This window comes from Vicinamibacteria bacterium, assembly GCA_035570235.1.
Lineage (GTDB): Bacteria > Acidobacteriota > Vicinamibacteria > Fen-336 > Fen-336 > DATMML01.
In genome coordinates this window covers 181,397-200,766 of sequence record DATMML010000091.1, presented here as the reverse complement: position 1 = coordinate 200,766, position 19,370 = coordinate 181,397, and the positions used below count along the sequence as shown (strand labels likewise).

Here is a 19,370-nt window from a genome sequence, read left to right as displayed (position 1 = left end):
CCTACCCCTTCTTTCGCGCGGCCGCCTGCACCCGGGCCGCCTTCTGGACCGCCTCGAATACGCGGCCGTAGGTCCCGCACCGACAGAGGTTCCCGGCCAGGCCGTCCTTCACCTGCTCCAGGCTCGGGTCCGGGTTGTGGGAGAGGAGGGCGGTGCCCGCCACCACGAAACCGGGCGTGCAGAAGCCGCACTGCAGGGCGTCAGACTCCACGAAAGCGGCCTGCAAGGGGCTCATCTTCTCGGGTGTGCCCAGGCCTTCCACGGTCGTGATCTCGTGGCCGGCGGCGTCGGCGGCCAGCATGAGGCAGGAGCAGACCGGCTCCCCGTCTAGGAGCACGGTGCAGGCGCCGCAACTGCCCCGGTCGCAGACCTGCTTGGCCCCCGTGAGGTCCAGGTGGTTGCGGAGCGCGTTCAAGAGCGTGACCCGTGGCTCGACGGTCACGGTGCGCAGGGAGCCGTTGACCTTCAGGCTCAGGGGTGCGGCCTCGCGGCCCAGGACGGTGGCTCCCAGGGGCCGCGACTCCACGCCCACCAGGCCGGTGGCGGCGGCCCCGACGCCGGCCGTCTTCAAGAAAGCGCGCCGGGAGAATCCGGGGCTGGGATTCTCGTCCTCGCGGGAGGGAGGCTTGCGCATGCTTGCACCTCGCGGGATCGGCCGGGCTTATGGGGCCACCGGCCGGAGACCCGAATTGTGGTTCCGCGCCTGCACCGCCGTCAAGGGTTTCGTGGGTCAAGAGATGTTAACGCCAACCGTGTCCGGGGGAGGGCGTGGATTCGGGCCTTTGTCAAACGGCGGACGCCAACACCTTGACATTCGATGGAACGGTTTACAGGAATCCTGCGTAGTGTTTGGAAATGAAGCGGAATTCCCCGGCGGGCGGGGCGCTGGACCCCGTGGACCGGAGGCTCGTACTCGCGCTTTCCCGGGACGGCCGGCGGACTGCGGCCGACCTCGCCAAGGACCTCGGTCTATCCCGGCAGGCCGTGGCCGAGCGCATTCGTGACCTCGAGCGGAGGGAGGTCATCCGGGGCTACCGGGCCGATGTGGACCCCGCCGCCCTGGGCCTCGGGGTCCGGGCGCAGGTCCGCCTGACCCTTGACGGGGGCGTCTCCCGCGAGAAGGAGAAGGACGTCTTGCGCCGGCTCACCGGGAGCCCCCTGGTAAGGTCCGTCTACCGAGTGAGCGGCGAGGACTGTTTCGTGGCCCAGATCCAGTGCCGCCAGATCGAGGACGTGAGCGCCCTGCTCGCCGACCTGCAGGCTACCCGCGCCCTTCAGTCGTCCCGCACCGCCTTCGTGCTCGAGACCTTGGTCGAGAAAGGGCCCCTGGGGCCGGTGGAGCCGGCCCTCCTACCGTGACCATGGCTTCCCCTCGCCGAGAGCTGCTGCCCTGGCTTTCCCTGCTCGTCATCTACGTCGTGTGGGGGTCGACCTACTTGGGCATAAGGATCGTGGTGCGGGAGATGCCGCCCTTCCTAGGGGCTGCCCTGCGCTTCTCGGCCGCGGGTTCGGTCATGGCCGTCATTGCCTTCTTCGCCGACCGCTCCCGCGCCCGGCCGGACCGCCGGCAGCTCTTCGACTACGCCCTTGTGGGGATCCTGCTTCTGGCCGGGGGCAACGCACTCGTCATGTGGGCGGAGCGGACGATCCCGAGCGGGATCGCGGCCCTAGTGGTGGCCACGGTGCCGCTCTGGCTCACCCTGCTGGATGGCTTGCGACCGGGCGGGCAGGCCTGGACGGCGCGCGTCTGGCTGGGCACGCTGGTCGGCCTGGGGGGGGTCGCTCTCGTCGTGCGCCCGGAGGGAGGCGTGCCCGCCGGCCACTGGCCCGGGATCCTGGCCCTGGAGATCGCCTGCGTGTCCTGGGCGGCGGGCTCGCTCTACGCCCAATCCGTGCCCCGCCGGCTGCCCCTCCTGACCGCTTCCGCGGTCGAGATGCTGGCCGGCTCGGCCCTGCTCTTCGTCTTGTCGCGCCTGCTAGGAGAGGACCTCGGGCTCCTGGGCGCGGCCTCCGCCCGGGCCTGGGTGGCCCTGGTCTACCTCGCGGTCTTCGGCTCCCTCCTGGCCTTTACTGCCTTTGCCTACTGCCTGAACGAGTTGCCCGCGAGCACGGTCGGCACCTACGCCTACGTGAACCCCTTGGTCGCGGTGGCCCTCGGGTCGGCGATCCTGGGGGAGCCGGTTTCCGCAACTCTCGTGGGGGGGGCGGCGCTGATCCTGGTAGCGGTGGTCTTGACCACCTCCCGGAGGACGCCCGCGGGGGCGGGCAAGCCAGAAGCGGTCGCGATACGCGAGGAGCCGTCCTCGGCTACGTGATGCGCGCGGCCAGGATGCGGTTGCGGCCGGAGGCCTTGGCCTCATAGAGGGCCTGGTCGGCGGCACGGATCAAATCGACACTGCTCCCCGCGTCGCGAGGGAAGCTCGCGACTCCTCCGGAGATGGTCAGAGCGCCCAGTGGCTGCAGCTCGCGGTGGGCAAAGGCGAACGATTCCACGGCCCGCCGCAGGCCCTCCGCCAGGCGCAGGGCCAGCTCCTTGCCCGCCCCCAAATAGAGGACCACGAACTCCTCGCCTCCGTAGCGAGCGGCCACGTCGTCCTCCCGGATCGAGCCCTTCAGGACTTGGCCCACTTTCTTGAGGACCTCGTCCCCTTCCAAGTGTCCGTTGGCATCGTTGTAGTTCTTGAAGTGGTCGATGTCCAGCATGAGGAGGGTCAGGGGCACGCCCTCCCGCTGCGCCTTCTGCAACTCATCCTCCAGCCGCCTCTGGAGGTGCCGCTTGTTGTAGACCCCGGTCAAGGAGTCCACGTTAGCGGCCTCCTCGGTGGCGCGTAGGCGGGTGATCTGGGCCAGGGCGACCGCGGTCACGTCCGCTACCATTCGCAGCAGGGCCTTCTCGTGGCCGCGCCCGGTCCGAAGGCCTCCCACGCACAGGACGCCGATGAGTTCGCCCTCGTCTTCGATCGGGGCCAGGAGGTCCGCGCGCAGGCCGGGGGTGACGGTGGCCTCGAGATGACTCTTCAGGAGGGGGCTGGCGGCCGCGAAGTCCGCCTCGTCCATGACCACCCGGGCCTCCGCCACGTGGCCCACGCGACCCTGCCCGTATTCAAGTTCGAAGCCGGGGACGAGAGAGGCGGGCAGCCCGTGCCCCTCGGCCAGGGCCAGGCGGCGCTGGGCGGGCCGGGCCATGAAGACCGCGCATTGCTCCGGGCGCAGAAGCTGCTGTACGAGGCCCAGGGCCAGGGGCGCGGCCCCCCGGCGGCCTGGAACCGTGAACATCTGGTGAAGCAGAAGGGGAATGAGCCGGAATATCTCGGCTTGCTCCCGTGCCTGATCCTCGATCCTGGCCAGCCGCCGCTGGAGGTCCTCGAGGGCGGGGTGCCCGTCGTCGTCGGTTCCGCGGCTGCGGAGGGAGGAGATGAGGAAGGCGATCACGCCCCCGAGGATCACGGCGAGAGTGATGAGGGCAACGGGGTCAGCGGCGGTCAGCAGACGCTCCTTGCGTGGCCCGGGCGTGAGGGACGCCCGGAGAGGGGGAGGGAAGTCGGAGTCTATCAGAAGCTCCGCCCCCCCGTTCAAGGAATTCAATACAAAAGGAAGGGGGCCCGACGGCGCCGGAAGCCAGCCGCGTCCGCCCGGAAGGCCCGGGCCAGGAGCCGGGGAGACAGGCCGCGCTCGATCGTCTGCCGAACCCGGCCCGTTCCGCAGAGGATGTCTATGGGGCGCTTGACGTACTCGTATTCGTAGGGAGGATCGCGCCAGGCAAAACGGGACTGGTCCTGGCGGCGGGCGTGCGCGATGAGCAGGAGGTAGGTCAGATAGGAGGAGAAGCGCCCGCGATCCTGAACATGAACCTGCACGCCGCCGCACAGCCGACCGGCGTGCTTCTGGAAAGTGGGGGTGAAGAACGCGGGACGGAAGCGGACTCCGGGTAGGCGCTCGCGTGCCATGTCCCGGGCCAGGACCCAGGGATCGAGCCAGGGCGCCCCTACCATCTCGAAGGGCCGGGTGGTGCCCCGTCCCTCGGAGAGGTTGGTACCCTCGATCAGGCACCCTCCCGGGTAGACGAACGCGGTGTCCACGGTGGGCATGTTTGGAGAGGGCAGCACCCAGGGCAGGCCCGTCTCCTCGAAGTGCATCGGGCGCCGCCAGCCCCGCATGGGCACCACCCGAAGATCCACCGGGAGGGCGAGCTCGGCCTGGAAGAGGAGGGCAAGCTCGCCTATGGTGAGGCCGTGGCGCGCCGGGAGCGGGTGAAGCCCCACGAAGGACCGGTATTCGGGCTCGAGGACGTTGCCCTCCACCGTCACCCCTCCCAGGGGGTTGGGCCGGTCGAGGACCACGACGCGCCGGCGATCGCGAGCCGCCGCTTCCAACACGTTCAGCATCGTATAAATGAAAGTGTAGTAGCGCGAGCCGACGTCCTGCAGGTCGAGGACCACCGCGTCCAAACCCTCGAGCATGGCGGGGGTGGGGACCCGGTTCTTGCCGTAGAGGCTGTGGACGGGGAGGCCGGTGGCGGAGTCCCGGCTGTCCTCCACCTCGACCAGGTCTTGGGCATCGGCCCAGATCCCGTGCTCGGGGCCGAAGAGCGCAGCCAGCCGGAAGGCCCGGGAGGACTTGAGCGCTAGCGAGGCATGCTCGAGATCAGGGGTGACGGAGGCGGGGTTGGCCACAAGCCCGATGCGGAGGCCTCGCAGGTCCCCGGGGCGGGCCAGCAGCTCCTCGAGGCCGGTGCGGACGCGGCCCCTACTCAACGTATTTAAGGGAGAAGCGTCCGCCGGCCGCCTTGTCCGCGGCCCCCCGCTGGATCGTCCCCGTGATCGAGTCACCCTGGAAGCTGCCGCTGAAGAGCCGCGGCGAGCCCGAGACCTCCACCCTGAAGCGCAAGGTTCCCCTCTCGTAGACGATCTCCCGGAGGGGGGTGGCCATCTCGATGCCCCCCTCCCCCGCGGACAGCGAGCCCGACAATCGCGGGCCCTCCAAGCGGAAGCGGATCCGGATCTCGCGCGGCCCTCCCCCTCCTTCTTCCATGGTGCCGGCCCAGCGCCCCTCCAGCGCGGCCGTTGCCCGCGCCTGGCCCTCGGTGGGCAGCAGGAGCGCCATCTCACGCAGGGCCCTGGAGAGGGAGACGCCCAAGGGCTGGACGATCCGACTCGGCACGCCCGCCCCGGACCCGACCTCCCGCAGCGCCTCGGAGTAGATTTCGCTCAGGGCCTTCCCCCGCGGCGACAGCTCGATGACGCGCAAGGGTCTCTGGCCGCGGAGGAAGAGGGTGAAATAGTCCTGCAATAGGGCGGTCCAGTAGTTGGCCAAGCTGCGGGGGGAGGCGCGTCCTGAGCTCTTCTGGCCGGGATCCCAGGGCTTGTCATAAGCAGCGGCATCGGCCGTCCCCGCGATGAGGAGCGGGACGGGGTTGCCGACCACGGCCACATTGGGGGCCGGTTTCTCGCGGAACTCGAACGTCGGCGGCCTGGTGGCCCCGTTCTCCACCAGAGTATTCAGGGTGCTCGCCAGGTGCACCGCCCTCTCCGCGGTCGAGGTGGCCTCCCCCTTTCCGGAAAGGACGAACAGCGGACCAAGCTCACTGGAGACGAAGGCCAGGTCTTCGCCCGGGAACTCGGCCACCGGCGTCGCGAAAAACCGGGGAAGGAACGTGCCCGCCGAAACCCGCTTGAGCACGAACAGGGCGGAGGTGGTGGAGGCGCTGCCGTGGGCTCTCACCACCACCGGGACTTCGGTCTGCGTCGACGCCCCCACGAGCCCGGGGGCTGAAACCGTCATTTCGGCAGCAGAGGCCGCGAGCACCAGGGCCGGCTGACCGCCGAAAGTGACCACGTTCCGGGAGGGCTCGGCGTCGAAGCCCCGACCCCGCACGATCACGCGGTCGCCTGCCGATCCGGATGATGGGGACAGCTGTAGTACTAGGGGAAGACGGCCCAGGATCAGCTCGCCCGGTTTCGCCGAGTCGGGCCCGATTTGGACGTAGACCGGAGTCGTGCGTCCCTGGATCACGGGGACATCGGGCACGACTACGCGCAGGGCCTCCGGCTCTGCCTCCTTGACTTCGGCGGTAAGGCCGCCCACGACCACGATGAGCGGCTTGCCACCGAGGTTCTGGCCCCGCAGCACGATCTCCTGCCCGGGCATGCTCACCTCCGGCTCGATGGCGAGAATCTTCGGCAGCCGGTAGACCTTCAGCGTGAGGGGTTGGGACTGGCCGCCCCGCGTCTGCACCCGCACGGGTAGGTCCTGGGGCCCGGCGTCGGCCAAGGCTGCGGGCACGGTAACGGTCAGTTGGGTCGTGCCGGCGGAAGTGACGACGCCGAGCTGGCTCCCGATACGGACCGTGTTCCCGGCCGGCTCCGTCTCGAAACCGGTCCCGGTCAGGGTGACGGTCTGGCCCGGCTCGACCTTGGGGGGCAGGACGGAGGAGAGCACGGGGCGGGTCTTCCAGAAGCGATGGAACGCGTAGTAGCCGCCCGCGGCCAAGACGAGCGCGAGCAGGCCGAGGATCAGCGCGGGGGACAGAGGCGCGCGCGCCCGGACCTTGGGGATGACTGACGGTTTGGGCTTGCCGACGGTCGGGGGAGGGACTTCCAGGGGCGCCCGCGCGCGCTCATCTCCGATGGAGGGCAGGTCCGTCGTGTACTCGGGCCGCGGGGCGGGCTTCTTGGCCTCTGTCGGCGGGGGCGGGGGCGGAGGTGGCGGCGGCGCGGGTGCGGCCTTGGGGACCTCCACGGGCGGGGAGGGGGGAGGAGGTGGCGGGGGGGGGAACGCGGCAGGAGCCGCCGGCGGTGGGAGGGGGGGAGCGGAAAAAGGACTGGTCGGCCCGGGCGTGCTCTCCGGAGCGTGGTCCGGCTTGACCAGGATTAGAGGTTCGGCGTCGGTGTCAACGACCTCGCTCCCGTCGGTGGAGCCGGCGGAAAGGCCACCGCCTCCCGGTGGCAGCCGCACCAGCATCTTCGCGCTGCCTTTCGAGCCCGGTGGCCCCAGGCAGATGCGATCGCCATCGTTCAGCAGGTGGTCCGCGCCGATCTTCTCGCCGTTGACGTAGGTGCCGGTGGCGCTACCGCCGTCCGAGAGGAGAAGGCCCCGGGGGTTGCGCGTCAGCTTGGCGTGAAAGGGCTCGACGTTGCCGAGCAGGACCTGGATCTGGCAGTCGCTGCTGGACCCCAACAGGTTCTGGGCAGCATCGGCCACGAAGACGGTCCCGTCGAGGGGGCCGCCGGTCACGACCAACGTCGGATGGGTCACGTCATTAGAGGAACCGGTCACGGCGGGCCGCCCCTAAAAGCCACAAAATCCTAGCAAAGAATGAGCTTAACTCGGGCATTCAACCACAGCCTTGAGCGGGCTGTCAACGCGGCGAGCCCTCGCGGGCCGATGTGACGGGGGACCGTTGACAGCCTCGCGCGGGGGATGCTAGCCTGATCAAGGATCCCAAGATGCCAAAAGCCGTGCTCCCCAACGCCGAGGAGGGAGTTCCTCCCGAGAGCGTCCTGAGGAAGCTACGGATCCCGTTTGTCCGACGGGCCACCCTCACCCACAAAGGCGGCACCCAGGAAGAGGTGTTCGTCATCGATGTCGGCCTGTCCGGCGTCTTCATCGAACGGGCGGAGCCGCTGCCCGTGGGAACGGAGATCGAAATCCGGGTTTCCCTTCCCGGAAACGAGATCCCGTTCGCGGCCAGTTGCCGGGTGGCCTGGTGGCACCCGGCCGGCCAGCCCCTGCCCTCCAAGGAACTGCCCGCGGGGGCCGGCCTCGAATTCGTGACGCTCTCCGAGATGGACCGTGGTCGGCTGCGTGAACAGCTCGAGGACTATTGCCGCCAGCATCCCCGTGTGCGTCGCTTCCTGCGTCATTGGCCGGAAGCGGAGCGGAAGGGAGACGATCCATGAAGACGATCGGTGCCATGGTGGCGGGCCGCGAGGTCTACCACGTCCGTTGCGACCAGACCGTACGTGAGGCCGCCCGCTATCTGACTGAGCGCCGGGTGGGGGCGGTGGCGGTTCTGGAAGGGGACCGCCTGGCCGGCATTGTTTCCGAGCGCGACATCATGAGCCGGGTGGTAGCGCCCGGCCTGGACCCCGACGAGGTCATGGTCCGGGAGATCATGAGCCGAGACCTGGTGGTGGCGGCGGTCAACGAGTCCCACGAGGACGGGCTCCGCAAGATGAAGCAGGCGGGCTGCCGCCACCTGCCCGTCGTGCACGGAGACCGACTGGTGGGGATGTGCTCCCAGAGGGACCTCCTGCAGATCGACCTCAGCGAGAAAGACGAGGAGATCCGCTGGCTCAACGCCTACATCCACTACACCCCCCCCGGGGCCTAGGCGGGCTTGCCCCGGGTCCGCATCGTCCTGGTCCGGCCCGAGGGCCCCGCCAACGTCGGCGCCTCCGCCCGCCTCGTGCGCAACGCGGGGCTGGCCGGGCTTGACCTTGTGGCTCCGGGCGACTGGCGCACCGTCGAATGTTGGCGCACCGCCTGGGGCGCCCAGGATGTGCTCGAGCAGGCTCGAGTCTTCCCCGATCTCGGGGGCGCCGTCGGTGACTCCGCGCTTGCGGTCGCCCTTTCCAGCCGGGGAGAACGCAAGGCTCCGGTCCTCGACGTCCGGGAGGCGGCGGCCCGTGTGGCCGCCTTGGGCGAGGGCGCGGTTGCCTCTCTCGTTTTCGGCCCTGAAACGTCGGGCCTCACCGCGGACGAGCTGGCCCGCTGCGGCCAGCGGGCGACGATCCCCACTCATCCCCACCAGCCCGCGCTCAACCTCTCCCACGCCGTCGCCATCGTGGCTTACGAAGTCTTCCGTGCCGGCCGGCTTCCCTCTTCCCATCCACGGTTGGCCACCCACGAGCTGAAGGAAGCCATGCTCGGCCTGCTGTGCGAGGGACTGCAGGCAGTGGAGGCCCTGCCGAAAGTCAACGTCGAGCGGTACTTCCGCGAGTGGCGCGCTCTGTTCGCCCGGGCAGAACTCACGCCCAAGGACGTCCGCCTGCTCGAGCACATGGCGCGGAAGATGGTGCGAACCAGGGTCGGCCGCGTCCCTGCCGGACACCTGCACTCCCGGGAATGACGATGGCCGACACGCAAGAGCCCTTCGCCGATGTCCGCATCCTCGGTGACGGGTTTTCGATCCCGGCGCTGAAATGGCGGGAACTGCTGTTCGTTGGCGCCATCCGGGGGGAGGAGGGGATCTTCATGCGTGACCCCGCTCGTCCCCTCCCGCCCTTCCGCCTGCCCGACCTCTTTCCGGAAGGCGTGCGCCTCCAGGTCGAGCGAAAGGGAGGCCGGGTGGTGATCCGCCCCCTGCGGGTATAATCCCCGAGTGGAAGCCACTCCCGGGAACGTCGCGCCCAAGATACTCGCCCGCGCCCAACACGTCATCTCCCGCAAGAACATCGACCCCGACGCCCTCAAGGTGCTCTATCGTCTAAAGAACCACGGGTTCGTGGCCTATCTCGTGGGCGGCGGAGTGCGCGACCTCCTCCTGGAGCGCCGGCCCAAGGACTTCGACATCGGTACCTCAGCTCATCCCCAGCAAATCAAGAAGTTGTTTCGCAACTGCTTCATCATTGGCCGTCGCTTCCGCCTCTGCCACGTGCGCTTCGGCCGGAAGGTCGTCGAGGTGTCGACTTTCCGCCGGCAGGCCCAGCCCGAGGAGGGCGACACGATCATCCGCCGTGACAATACCTTCGGCACGCCGGAGGAGGACGCCTTCCGCCGAGACTTCACGGTCAACGCGCTCTTCTACGACATCGCCACTTTCTCGGTCATCGACTGGGTGGGCGGTCTTGAGGACCTCCAGAGGAGGGTGATCCGCACCATCGGCGACCCCGCGGTGCGCTTCCGCGAGGATCCGGTTCGTATGCTGAGGGCGGTGGCCCTGGCCGCGCGCTTGGGCTTCACGATCGACCAGGACACGGTGGAGGCCATCCGCTTCCTGCGGGGCGAGATCGTACGCAGCAGCCCCGCCCGCATCCTGGACGAGTTCTACAAGATCTTGCGCCAAGGAGCGTCCCGCGAGACGTTCCGGTTGCTCCACGAGATCGGTCTCCTGACCTATCTGCTCCCGGAGGCCGACCAGGCGATCACGGAAGGGGGGGAGCGCCTCCTGGGCAGCCTCCAGCGCCTCGACGACTACCGCAACGCCGGCCTCTGCCCCCCTGAGCAGCTCACCAACTCGCTGCTCATGGGGACGCTGCTCGTTCCCCTCGGCGTGCCCCTCCGCCGCGCGAGCAGCGCTCCCACGCGCCGCGACGAGGCACGGGAGGAAGGCCCAACCGAGGACGTGGCCACGGAGATGGCCGTCCTCGGCGAGGTCGAGGAGCCGCCCCCCTCCGAGGCGCCCCCGCCCTTCACCCTTCCTTTCGCGCGGCGTGACCTCGATCGCCTGCGCCTTATTCTCCTGTCCCAGCGGCGGCTTCGGGAGGTCCAACGCTCGCCCGGTCTCAAGCAGGTTCTGGCCGGCCGCGGCTATTTTGAAGAAGCCCTGCGTTGGCTGGAGATCCACGGCGGGGCCGAGGGGCCCGCCTTGGCCGCCCACTGGCGCGACCTCGACGCGGGCGACGTCAAGGTTCTGCCCGGGGTGCCGCCGCCCGCCGGGCCCCCCCCTGCCGGGGAGGAGCGGCGACCCGGCCGGCGCCGCCGGCGACACCGCCGACGACGGCCCCGTCCTTCCCCCGCCGCTCCCGCGTGACCGCATAGCCGGCCGAGGGAACGTCCACGACGGAGGTCCAGATGGCGCGCCTCAACCCACCGGAGGCCCGGGAGCGGGTTAAAGCCTTGCCGGGCTGGGAGCTTCTGGGGAGCGAGCTCGAGATACGGAAGACATACGTCTTCTCCGACTTCAAGGGTTCCATGCTCTTCGTCAACCGCGTGGCCGAGCTTGCGGAGGCGATGGATCACCATCCCGACATCCTGATCAGCTATCGCCGCGTGACCTTGACCCTCACCAGTCACGACAGCGGCGGTCTCACCGACCGTGACTTCCGCCTGGCGGGCCGGATCGACGGGTGAAGGCACTTGTGGCGGGGGCCGCGGGCCAGCTCGGTCGTCAGCTAGTGCTCCAGTTGGGGGACGAAGTGGCCTGGGCGGGGGGCCGGGCAGAGCTGGACGTAACGGACGCAGAGTGGGTCAAAGCCACCGTCCGGCGGGTGGCACCGGACGTCATCTTCAACGCCGCCGCCTACAACAAGGTCGATGGGGCCGAGACCGAGACCGCCCGCGCCCTGGAAGTGAACGCGCTCGGCCCTCGCCTGCTCGCCCAGGCGGCAGGGGCGGCAGGTGCGCTGTTCGTCCATTTCTCCACCGACTACGTCTTCGACGGCGCTCTGACCCGTCCCTACCGTGAGGATGACTGCCCCCGCCCGCTCGGCGCCTATGGGGTGTCCAAGCTGGCGGGCGAGGGCTTCGTGGCCGCTTCCCGCGCCGAGTGGCTCATGGTGCGCGCGAGCGGCGTTTTTGGTCGCGGGGGGAGCCGGCAAAAAGGAGGCTCCTTCGTGGAGCGAATTCTGGAGCAGGCCCGGGCCGCCAAACCCCTCCGCGTCGTCAAGGATCAGGTCTTCTCACCTACCTACGCGCCTGACCTGGCGCGGGCCACGCTGGCCCTGGTGCGCGCACGGGCCCGCGGCCTGTTCCACGTCGCGAACGAGGGTTCGTGCAGCTGGTACGAGCTAGCGGTGGCCGGCCTCGCCCTGGCCGGGGTGGAGGCCCCCGTCACCGCCATCGGGGCCGCGGAGCTCAGCAGCCCGGCCGCTCGCCCGCCCTACTCCGCGCTGGACACGGGGCGCTATCGGGGTCTGGGCTTGCCCCCCCTGCGCCCCTGGCGTGAGGCACTAGCGGAATCCCTGGCTCCGTGATCCCTCTCCGCGACGACGTCCCTTCGCGGTCCTTCCCCTTCGTCAACATCACCCTGATTCTCGCCAACGTTTTCGTCTTCATGATGGAGTTGGGGATGGGGGCACGCCTCGACCGGTTCATCTTCCGGGCCGGGGTTATCCCCGCCCTCTACACTGGGCCCCGGGGCACCCTGGGCCCCCTAGAGTTCGTGCTCAGCGTCCTCGACCCTGCCCTGGACTCTCGAATTCTTGTGAGCATGTTCTTGCACGGGGGGTGGGCTCACCTCCTCGGGAACATGCTCTACCTCTGGATTTTCGGCGACAACGTCGAGGATCGCATGGGCCACCTGCGCTATCTCGTTTTCTACCTGATCGTCGGGTGGGGCGCTACCTACACCCACATTCTTGTGGAGCCCGCCTCCCAGATCCCCTCTATTGGCGCTTCGGGTGCGATCGCTGGCGTTCTGGGGGCCTACTGCGTGCTCTACCCGCGGGCCCGGGTCGTGGTCGCGTTGCCGCCTCCCCTGCTCTTCTTCTTCCCGCTCTTTCAGGTTCCGGCCGTCATTGTCCTCGGCTTCTGGTTCCTGCAGCAGTTCATCCTCGGGAGTCTCAGCCTTCTCTCCGGGCCGGGGGGAACCGGAGGGGTTGCCTGGGGGGCCCACGTCGGCGGGTTCCTGTTGGGGCTCGCCCTAGTGGGCTTCTTCCAGAAGCCGACCCGACGCCCTGCCTCCCGTGACCTCTGGTGGGCCGAGCGGGAGCGCGGCCGCCGCCCCCGCGGATGGTGAGTTCAGCGTGGAGGTTTGACGAAAAACCGGGTTTCCAGTAGTCTCTCAGTTTGTCCCGCCGGGCGGTTAGCTCAGCGGTAGAGCACTGGTCTTACAAACCGGGGGTCGCAGGTTCGAATCCTGCATCGCCCACCAGAGTTTCCGTATGACGACCGCCTCTGCCCGGTCGTGTCACCACCAGCGGGGTGGTAGTTCAGTTGGTTAGAACGCCGGCCTGTCACGTCGGAGGTCGCGGGTTCGAGTCCCGTCCACCCCGCCATTCACCCAAGTCGAGGGCTGAAGACGTTGACGCACGACCTTAGATGGACGCCCTCGTCACCAGCCACGCCGAGTCCCGCGCGCTCTGTAGGATAGCTAGGGCGCGTGTGCGAACCTGATCCGGGCGATCTGGACTGAGAGTCTGGTTCATCGGCCGCACCTACCGAACGAGCGTACCTGCACTCTCGAAACCCCAGTTGCGCGCCAGAATAGGGCAGCTTCGGGACGAGACTTAGTTGACACACCAAGAGTGAAATGTTGACAGCTCAAGAGTGCTCGCAGTATTTTTTGTTGCTCCGATAACGTCCGCCCCCCACCTGGGCCGCTCGAGGCGGAGCCCTGCTCTGCGGCAGATAGTCCAAACGGCAACGGTGGATCCTGTAAGTCCTCGTGGATCGAGCCGACGGTGAGGGCACCGACATCAACGATCTGCCGAGCCCCTCGCGGCACGATAAAAACGTCCGCGGGAGCGCTCTCAGTGGTGGCGCGAGAGGATGTAGTGGGGGACCCTCTCCAGGGCTTCCCGGTAGCTCGACGGCCCGAAGGCGCCGAGGTCCTGGCGTGCGGACTCCGCGTAGCGCTCCGCGGCGGCTGTGGCCTGGTCGAGGGCGCCGTGCTCACGCACGAGGGACACGATCTCCTCGCGCGAGACGTGGTCGAAGGCACGGTCCCGGAGGATGGTCGAGACCGCCTCGATCCCGCGCGCTCCCGCGCGTCGCATGAGGTAGATCGCTGGCAGGGTGACCCTGCCGTCCCCGAGGCTGGAGGCGGCCGCCCTGCCCTCTTCCCTCCCGTGAGCCGTGAAGTCGAGGATGTCGTCGACGACCTGCAGGCACATCCCGACATTCAGACCGTAGCTCGCCAGCGCGTGCTCCCGCTCCTCCCCAACGTTGCCGAGGATGCCGCCGATGCGCAGGCAGGCCGAGAACAGGTCCGCGGACTTGCGCCGGACGATGTCCAGGTGGTCGGCCTCGGGTACATCGGGGTCGCCGTAGCGCTCCCGGTCCAGAATCTGGCCCTCGACGATGCGCAGGGTGACGTCCAGGAGCAGGCGCGGGATACGCAGGTCGTCCTGCGAGAGCGCCATCGACACCCACTTCACCTGGAGGAAGTCGCCGAGGAGCACGGTGAGATCTTTGCCCCAACGGTGGCCGAGGCGGCAGGCCGCGCGCAGCGGGACCTCGCCGATGATGCCGTCGTGCAGGCGGGTGGCGGTGTGGATGAGCTCCACCGCCACTCCGAGCGGGGCCGCCCGGTCGCCGTTGTACCCGGTCAAACCGCAGCCCAGCAGCAACAGGGCGGGGTGGAGGCGCCTTTCCCCACGTTCCTGGAGGAGGTGCCCGACGTCCTCTTGGGGGAGCAGGCCGGAACGGAGCTGCTCCTCCAGGAGGACCTCCACCGCGGCCAGATCGTGCTCGACGATGGAGACGATGTCGCGGAGGGTCATCACGCGCCTCCGTCCCGCCGCGCGCGCCCGGGCCATGGTAGCTACAGGAGCCGCTGCAGGCGCACGAGCCCCGCCGCGCTCATGGACAGACGGGTACCATCTGTCAGGACGGCCATGCTGCCGCCGCGTCGTCCTGCTCGATCTCCGGGAGCCGCTGGACGTTGACCAAGCAGTCCTCGTGGATGCTCACGAAGCGGGCGGGACCCAGGGGCGCCTCCTTGTCGGCCAGGCTCCGGTCCTTCAGGTACTCTTCGGCGCCCTGGCGCAGTAGGACCCGGTCCTCCTGGGCCGAGATGTAGTCGATGTCGTCCACTCCCAGCAGGCGGACGCGGCTCCCCTGGCGGACGAGCACGCGCTCCGGGCCGGCGCTCTTCGCGCCCGCCTCCAGCCGCTCGGGCTCCCCCGGCTTCACCAGGTAGTCGACCGCATGCATCTCCAGCACCCTCGCCGCGTGATCGTCACTGGCAGTCACGACGACGTCGCCCACCTCACGGTCGGTCCTGGAGATCATGGGATGGGCGCCCTTCGCACCGGGCTGATTTGCTCCCGACCTGCCCTGCCTCGCAAGCCACAGCCGTGGCTCAGGGTGTGATCTCGACTTGGACCTCGAGATCGGTGAGGCCGGCTACGCGCGCGGGGTCCGCGAGGGAGATCCACACCTCCACCACGCGGGCGTCGCTCCTCGCCGCGGGATCGGTTCCGAGCGCGTCCAGCCTAGCGACCTTCATGCCCACGCGCTCGACGACGCCCGCCAGCGCGTCCCTGAGCGCCGCGCTGCGGACGATCGCCTGCTGGCCGGGACGGACGCGGGCGACATCGGTCTCGTAGACCTCCGCCACCGCGTACATGAGCCCGGTCTCAGCCAGCTCCAGGATCCCGGCGGGGCCGACCTGCTCGCCGGCATGGGCGATCACCTTGACCACCAGACCGCCGACGGGGGCTCGGACGACGGCCCGGGCGAGCTCGCCCTGTGCGCCGCGGAGGTCCGCTTCGGCCAGGGCCAGCGCCGCCTCGGCCTCTTTGAGCGCCGCCCGGCCGGCTTCGACCCGGCTGGCTGCGTCCTCGCGGACAGCGGCGGCGGTCACTCCCTCTGCGTGCAGGCGTGCCTGCCGTCGCTCCTCGGCCTCGGTCATCGCCAACTCGGCCCGCAGGCGATCGATGGTGGCCCGCCGCACGGCGATGCCCGCCCCGCCGCGCTCCACCGCGGACTGCCGCGCGGGCAGGGTGTCGAGCTCGGCCAGGACCTGCCCGGCGCGCACGGACTGGCCCTCCGCGACGCGCAGGCGAGCGACCACGGTGACGGGGTCGGAGGCCCCGGCGATCCGCTGAAGGCCGCCTCGCGGCTGCAGGCGCCCGCGCGCGGCCACGCGCGCGGCGGGAGCCGGCAAGGACGGATGCGCCTCGGCCCGGGCGTCCCCGTGGGCGCCGCAGCCGGCCGCACCGAGGACGGCGAGGAGCCACAGAGCGGCGCTCCCGAACAACCGAAGAGCCGCCGCCCTCAGTCGAGACTCCAGAGTCGAGAGAACGGCGACGCCCTGCCGTGCACGTGAACGTGTCCCGTCGGTCGGCCCGAGGATCGCCGCGTCGGGCGACGATTCTCGGGAGTAGCAGAACAGGGGACGCGAGGTGGGGGACGGCGCAGAACTCATAGCAGATACTACCGCTTTTCTCGGCCGAGCAGCATGGTCCGACCGGCCTGCGGCGGCGTCACGTCTGGCCGTGCCGGGGCGTCGTCCTCATAGGCGAGGTAGGTCCCGGAGACACATGTCATCACGTCGCGACGTCGCGCTGGGTGCGTTTCATGGTCGTCCACGTCTCCAGGATCACGCCCAGCCGGCCGGTGAGCTCGCGCGACAGGCGCTCGTCGGCCTCCCCGAAGGGCTGCCCGCCGATCTTGTTCAGGAGCTGCAGCACCGCGAACACGCCGCCGGCTGCGTTCACGATCGGGATGGAGAGCAGCGAGCGCGTCCGGTAGCCTGTCTCCTCGTCGACACGCCGATTGAACAGTGGCTCCGCGTAGGCGTCGGGGACGTTCCGAGGCTGCCCTGTCCGTGCCACGAAGCCGGCGATCCCGGCGGCCAGGGGGACGCGGATCTCCACGTGCTCTTCTCCCGACCTCGACCACAGCTCGGAGGAGGCGGCGTCGACCACGAAGAGCGTCGCCCTGTCCGCCGACATGAGCCTGCCGATCTTGAGCGTGAACGCGTTCAGCACTTGGTCGAGCATGCTCTCGAAGGCGTGGTTCTGGCTCAGGGACAGCACGCGCAGGAGCTGCTCGGACTCCGCGGTGACTTGCTCGAGCAGGGCCGAGAACGAGGCCAGCGGCATGTCCTCCACGCGCTGCACGAGGTCGCCCTTGCGGGTGTTGCGAGCGAGCGCCTCCAACATGCGCTGGGCGTCCGTTGTGACAGCCGCCGTGAACGACGACAGGCGGCCGTCCTCCATGTGTACGACGCGGTCGGCGACGTCCAGGATGCGGTTGTCGTGGGTCACCAGCAGGACGGCGCAACCGTTCCCCCGCGCCAGATCGTGGATCAGCTGCACGACCTGGCGCCCCGACTCCTTGTCGAGGGACGCGGTGGGCTCGTCCGCCAGCACGATCCGCGGCTCTCCCACCAGGGCTCGGGCGATGGCCACCCGCTGTCTCTGCCCGCCCGAGAGCTGGGCCGGGCGTTTCTCCACGTGCGCCTCCAGGCCCACCGCGCGCAGCATGGCGGATGCCCGGCCCGCCATCTCCTGGGAGGGACAGGCGTGCTGGTGCACCAGGGACATCTCCACATTCCGCCGGGCGGAGAGCGAGTCGAGCAGGTTGTGGGCCTGGAAAATGTAGCCGATGCGCCTCCGCACCTCGAGGAGGTCGCCCCGAGCCGCCCCCCGCAGCTCGCGACCGAGCACGCGCAAGCTGCCGTCCTGGGTGGAACGCAGCGCGCCGATCAACGAGAGCAGCGTCGTCTTCCCCGACCCCGAGGGGCCGGTCATGATCACGATCTCGCCAGGCGAGACCTCGAGCGTGATGTCGTCGAGCACTCTCCGGGTGTCCGCGTCGTACGCATGGCACACGCCTTCGGCCCGGATAATGGGCGGGGCCGGGGAGCTCAGCGGAACATCTCCGCCGGATCGGCGGTCTCCAGCTTGCGTAGCGCCAGAAGCCCCGCGGCGAAGCACATGAGCACGGTGAGGCCCAGGACGAGGCCCGCCCTCGTCGGGTCGAAGACCATGGGCAGGCCCGTCATCGCCACCACCAGCCGGTAAAGCAGGGCCGAGGCGCCCACGCCCGGTACGAAGCCGAGACACGCCATGAAGAAGGCCTCCCAGAGCACGACCCCGTAGAGATAGCGGTTACCGAAGCCGATGGCCTTCAGCGTCGCGTACTCGTCGAGGTGGTCCGTGACGTCGGAGAACAGGATCTGCGCCACGACCACCGCCCCCACTCCGAACCCCACCAGCACGCCGAACCCAAAGACGATGCCGATCGACATCGACGTGTCCCAGTAGTGTACCTCGCGGTCCATGTACTCCTTCCTGGTGAGCACGCGCACATCCGGCGGAAGCGTCCGCACCAGGTCGTCCCGGACGAGGAGGGGGTCGGCGCCGGGAGTCAGCTGCACGAGGCCGATCTCGATCAGGCCCGGCGGGTGCCCGGGTACGAGACGGAGGAAGTTCAGGTCGCTGGTCACCACCGTGCCGTCGATGGCGAACGAGATGCCCAGCCGGTAGAACCCCGCCACCTGCACGCGGTAGCCGTTGATCTCCACGGCGGGGGAGGTGCCCCCGTTCATTCCCGGCGCCTGCCGCCTGGGGGGCTGGTCGCCGGAGATCCCAAACTCGGGCCGGGAGCTGAGGTCGAAGAGGACCGTTTCGGGCAGCTTCAACCGGTCCAATTGTGCGTTCACCTCGGGCAGGTCGAGGGCGTGCGCGCTGGGGTCGATGCCCACGACAAAGATGTATCGGCTCCCCCCCTCGTCCAGGTTGGTCCAGGGCAGGAGTCGCGCGTTGACCCCGGTCACCGCGCGGACGCCCGGGACCGCCCGCGCCTGGTCCAGCCGGCGGCGCGGGAAGCCGGCGACGTCCGCCAGGACGTTGGTCCGCGGATGCACAATCACCACCTCCGCGGCGAGGACACGGTGCAGCCGGACGGCGCCGTCGAAGGCAGCGCTCCGGAACCCGAGCTGCACGAGCATGAGGATGACCGCGAAGCCGACTCCGGCCAGGGCCATCGCGAACCGGGCCCGCTCGCGCACGAGCTGGCTCCAGGCCAGAGCCCAGGGTGCACGCATGTTTGTGGTGCCCAGGCGTCCCACGACCACCTCAGACCTCCCTGTCCGCCAGGCGCGGCCCGCGTCCAGGGGCTCGCCGCCGTGGCGCCAGGATAGCAGGTGATGGCGTCCATATCGGGTTCGTGCCGCGCTATCTTTGCCAGGAGGTGCATGAACTCCTCGCGGCAGCCGGCGAACAGCCGCAGGCTCGGGTGCAGCGCGTCAACGCCCCCCCGACGCCGGCACAATTTCGTGCACTCTGCGCCTTGGACGCGTCCTGGCCCCAGGGGTTTCGTCCGCTCGCGAGCCCCGACTTCGAAACACTGCACGCATCCGTCCACGGTCGATGAGGGGTGCGACGACGCCCTTTTCACTGTGCACTGGGTGTGTCACTAGAGGCCGTCCAAGCGGGTCTCTTCGTGTCGCCCTGTGTCGGCGCTTGTCGCCGGAACTCGCTGAAGAATCTCGGGAAGTCGTTGAGGGGCTCACCTACTCTTTTCGCCTGTCACGTCGGAGGTCGCGGGTTCGAGTCCCGTCCACCCCGCCAATTCCTTTAGACACAAGCGTTTCCGGTCCCTCCTGTTCATCGCCGTCGTCCTCGGGCGCCGGTGTGTCAGCAGCTGTGTCACTGAGGAGCACCTGGGCGATCAAGTCCACCGCATTTCCTCTCGGTGGGCCAATAATACCGAGATCACTCCGAGCGATCCTACGGTGAGCGATCGCGCTGGGGGTCGGCCCGACAAGGGGAGAGTTCCAGTGTCACGGCGAGAGCAACTGATCAATGAGATCG

Annotated in this window: 19 protein-coding genes and 2 tRNA genes; 12 read left to right on the top strand and 9 right to left on the bottom strand. The window is 69.2% G+C overall.

Features of this window, described 5'->3' with window-relative positions; all coding sequences use genetic code 11:
* Position 1: 1 nt before the first annotated feature.
* Entirely contained in the window at positions 2-634 is a 633-nt protein-coding gene (locus VN461_17265; GenBank protein ID HXB56525.1) for a (2Fe-2S)-binding protein, read from the bottom strand.
* 221 nt (positions 635-855) lie between these two features.
* On the opposite strand from VN461_17265, the gene VN461_17260 reads away from it, so the two are divergent.
* Both VN461_17260 and VN461_17255 read left to right on the top strand, forming a co-directional pair.
* Positions 856-1,359: an Lrp/AsnC family transcriptional regulator gene (locus VN461_17260; protein ID HXB56524.1), complete on the top strand. Its 504-nt coding sequence runs from the start codon at positions 856-858 to the stop codon at positions 1,357-1,359.
* A gap of 2 nt (positions 1,360-1,361) precedes the next feature.
* Positions 1,362-2,315 carry an EamA family transporter gene (locus tag VN461_17255; protein HXB56523.1) on the top strand — a complete coding sequence of 318 codons (954 nt, stop codon included), beginning with the start codon at positions 1,362-1,364 and terminating at the stop codon, positions 2,313-2,315.
* Here VN461_17255 and VN461_17250 read toward each other — a convergent pair.
* From VN461_17250 to VN461_17240, 3 genes are read right to left on the bottom strand one after another with little or no spacing between them, the layout of a single operon-like run.
* Positions 2,308-3,576 carry a sensor domain-containing diguanylate cyclase gene (locus tag VN461_17250; GenBank protein HXB56522.1) on the bottom strand — a complete coding sequence of 423 codons (1,269 nt, stop codon included), beginning with the start codon at positions 3,574-3,576 and terminating at the stop codon, positions 2,308-2,310. The genes VN461_17255 and VN461_17250 overlap by 8 nt on opposite strands.
* A gap of 5 nt (positions 3,577-3,581) precedes the next feature.
* Positions 3,582-4,754, bottom strand: coding sequence for a DUF1343 domain-containing protein (locus VN461_17245; GenBank protein HXB56521.1), 1,173 nt, complete (start codon positions 4,752-4,754; stop codon positions 3,582-3,584).
* On the bottom strand, positions 4,747-7,275 hold the full coding sequence (locus VN461_17240) for an IPT/TIG domain-containing protein (protein ID HXB56520.1): 2,529 nt from the start codon (positions 7,273-7,275) through the stop codon (positions 4,747-4,749). Before VN461_17240 ends, VN461_17245 begins: the two co-directional genes overlap by 8 nt.
* Positions 7,276-7,445: 170 nt before the next feature.
* On the opposite strand from VN461_17240, the gene VN461_17235 reads away from it, so the two are divergent.
* The 10 genes from VN461_17235 (at position 7,446) to VN461_17190 (ending at position 12,878) form a co-directional block, all read left to right on the top strand.
* Positions 7,446-7,898 (top strand): PilZ domain-containing protein, encoded by a 453-nt coding sequence (locus VN461_17235; protein ID HXB56519.1) that lies wholly within the window; start codon positions 7,446-7,448, stop codon positions 7,896-7,898.
* Positions 7,895-8,332: a CBS domain-containing protein gene (locus tag VN461_17230; GenBank protein HXB56518.1), complete on the top strand. Its 438-nt coding sequence runs from the start codon at positions 7,895-7,897 to the stop codon at positions 8,330-8,332. Before VN461_17235 ends, VN461_17230 begins: the two co-directional genes overlap by 4 nt.
* Before the next feature lie 6 nt (positions 8,333-8,338).
* Positions 8,339-9,070 (top strand): TrmH family RNA methyltransferase, encoded by a 732-nt coding sequence (locus tag VN461_17225; protein ID HXB56517.1) that lies wholly within the window; start codon positions 8,339-8,341, stop codon positions 9,068-9,070.
* A 2-nt stretch (positions 9,071-9,072) separates the two neighbouring features.
* Positions 9,073-9,315 (top strand): hypothetical protein, encoded by a 243-nt coding sequence (locus VN461_17220; GenBank protein ID HXB56516.1) that lies wholly within the window; start codon positions 9,073-9,075, stop codon positions 9,313-9,315.
* Positions 9,316-9,322: 7 nt separating this feature from the next.
* A complete protein-coding gene (gene pcnB / locus VN461_17215; GenBank protein ID HXB56515.1) occupies positions 9,323-10,693 on the top strand; it encodes a polynucleotide adenylyltransferase PcnB in 1,371 nt (456 codons plus the stop codon).
* 41 nt (positions 10,694-10,734) lie between these two features.
* Complete coding sequence (locus VN461_17210; protein HXB56514.1) at positions 10,735-11,013, top strand: 4a-hydroxytetrahydrobiopterin dehydratase; 279 nt, start codon at positions 10,735-10,737, stop codon at positions 11,011-11,013.
* Entirely contained in the window at positions 11,010-11,855 is an 846-nt protein-coding gene (gene rfbD / locus VN461_17205; GenBank protein ID HXB56513.1) for a dTDP-4-dehydrorhamnose reductase, read from the top strand. The genes VN461_17210 and rfbD overlap by 4 nt, the downstream gene beginning before the upstream one ends.
* Positions 11,852-12,619 (top strand): rhomboid family intramembrane serine protease, encoded by a 768-nt coding sequence (locus tag VN461_17200; protein HXB56512.1) that lies wholly within the window; start codon positions 11,852-11,854, stop codon positions 12,617-12,619. Before rfbD ends, VN461_17200 begins: the two co-directional genes overlap by 4 nt.
* A gap of 60 nt (positions 12,620-12,679) precedes the next feature.
* Positions 12,680-12,754, top strand: a tRNA-Val gene (locus tag VN461_17195).
* 47 nt (positions 12,755-12,801) lie between these two features.
* A tRNA-Asp gene (locus VN461_17190) sits at positions 12,802-12,878 on the top strand.
* Between the two features lie 474 nt (positions 12,879-13,352).
* On the opposite strand, the gene VN461_17185 is transcribed toward VN461_17190, so the two are convergent.
* The 5 genes from VN461_17185 to devC all read right to left on the bottom strand — a co-directional run bounded on the left by VN461_17185 (position 13,353) and on the right by devC (position 18,631).
* Positions 13,353-14,324, bottom strand: a complete 972-nt coding sequence (locus tag VN461_17185; protein ID HXB56511.1) for a polyprenyl synthetase family protein — start codon at positions 14,322-14,324, stop codon at positions 13,353-13,355.
* A 103-nt stretch (positions 14,325-14,427) separates the two neighbouring features.
* Positions 14,428-14,835 carry a LytTR family transcriptional regulator DNA-binding domain-containing protein gene (locus VN461_17180; protein HXB56510.1) on the bottom strand — a complete coding sequence of 136 codons (408 nt, stop codon included), beginning with the start codon at positions 14,833-14,835 and terminating at the stop codon, positions 14,428-14,430.
* 70 nt (positions 14,836-14,905) lie between these two features.
* Positions 14,906-15,805, bottom strand: a complete 900-nt coding sequence (locus tag VN461_17175; GenBank protein HXB56509.1) for an efflux RND transporter periplasmic adaptor subunit — start codon at positions 15,803-15,805, stop codon at positions 14,906-14,908.
* Between the two features lie 289 nt (positions 15,806-16,094).
* On the bottom strand, positions 16,095-17,489 hold the full coding sequence (locus VN461_17170; protein HXB56508.1) for an ATP-binding cassette domain-containing protein: 1,395 nt from the start codon (positions 17,487-17,489) through the stop codon (positions 16,095-16,097).
* Positions 17,420-18,631 carry an ABC transporter permease DevC gene (gene devC / locus VN461_17165; protein HXB56507.1) on the bottom strand — a complete coding sequence of 404 codons (1,212 nt, stop codon included), beginning with the start codon at positions 18,629-18,631 and terminating at the stop codon, positions 17,420-17,422. Before devC ends, VN461_17170 begins: the two co-directional genes overlap by 70 nt.
* Between the last annotated feature and the right edge of the window lie 739 nt (positions 18,632-19,370).

What these genes read in the sequence shown, in the direction of transcription:
- VN461_17265 (HXB56525.1), bottom strand. Translation starts at nt 634, where the DNA reads ATGCGCAAGCCTCCCTCCCGCGAGGACGAGAATCCCAGCCCCGGATTC.
- VN461_17185 (HXB56511.1), bottom strand. Translation starts at nt 14,324, where the DNA reads ATGACCCTCCGCGACATCGTCTCCATCGTCGAGCACGATCTGGCCGCG.
- VN461_17255 (HXB56523.1), top strand. Translation starts at nt 1,362, where the DNA reads ATGGCTTCCCCTCGCCGAGAGCTGCTGCCCTGGCTTTCCCTGCTCGTC.
- VN461_17180 (HXB56510.1), bottom strand. Translation starts at nt 14,835, where the DNA reads ATGATCTCCAGGACCGACCGTGAGGTGGGCGACGTCGTCGTGACTGCC.
- VN461_17235 (HXB56519.1), top strand. Translation starts at nt 7,446, where the DNA reads ATGCCAAAAGCCGTGCTCCCCAACGCCGAGGAGGGAGTTCCTCCCGAG.
- VN461_17230 (HXB56518.1), top strand. Translation starts at nt 7,895, where the DNA reads ATGAAGACGATCGGTGCCATGGTGGCGGGCCGCGAGGTCTACCACGTC.
- VN461_17220 (HXB56516.1), top strand. Translation starts at nt 9,073, where the DNA reads ATGGCCGACACGCAAGAGCCCTTCGCCGATGTCCGCATCCTCGGTGAC.
- VN461_17210 (HXB56514.1), top strand. Translation starts at nt 10,735, where the DNA reads ATGGCGCGCCTCAACCCACCGGAGGCCCGGGAGCGGGTTAAAGCCTTG.
- VN461_17260 (HXB56524.1), top strand. Translation starts at nt 856, where the DNA reads ATGAAGCGGAATTCCCCGGCGGGCGGGGCGCTGGACCCCGTGGACCGG.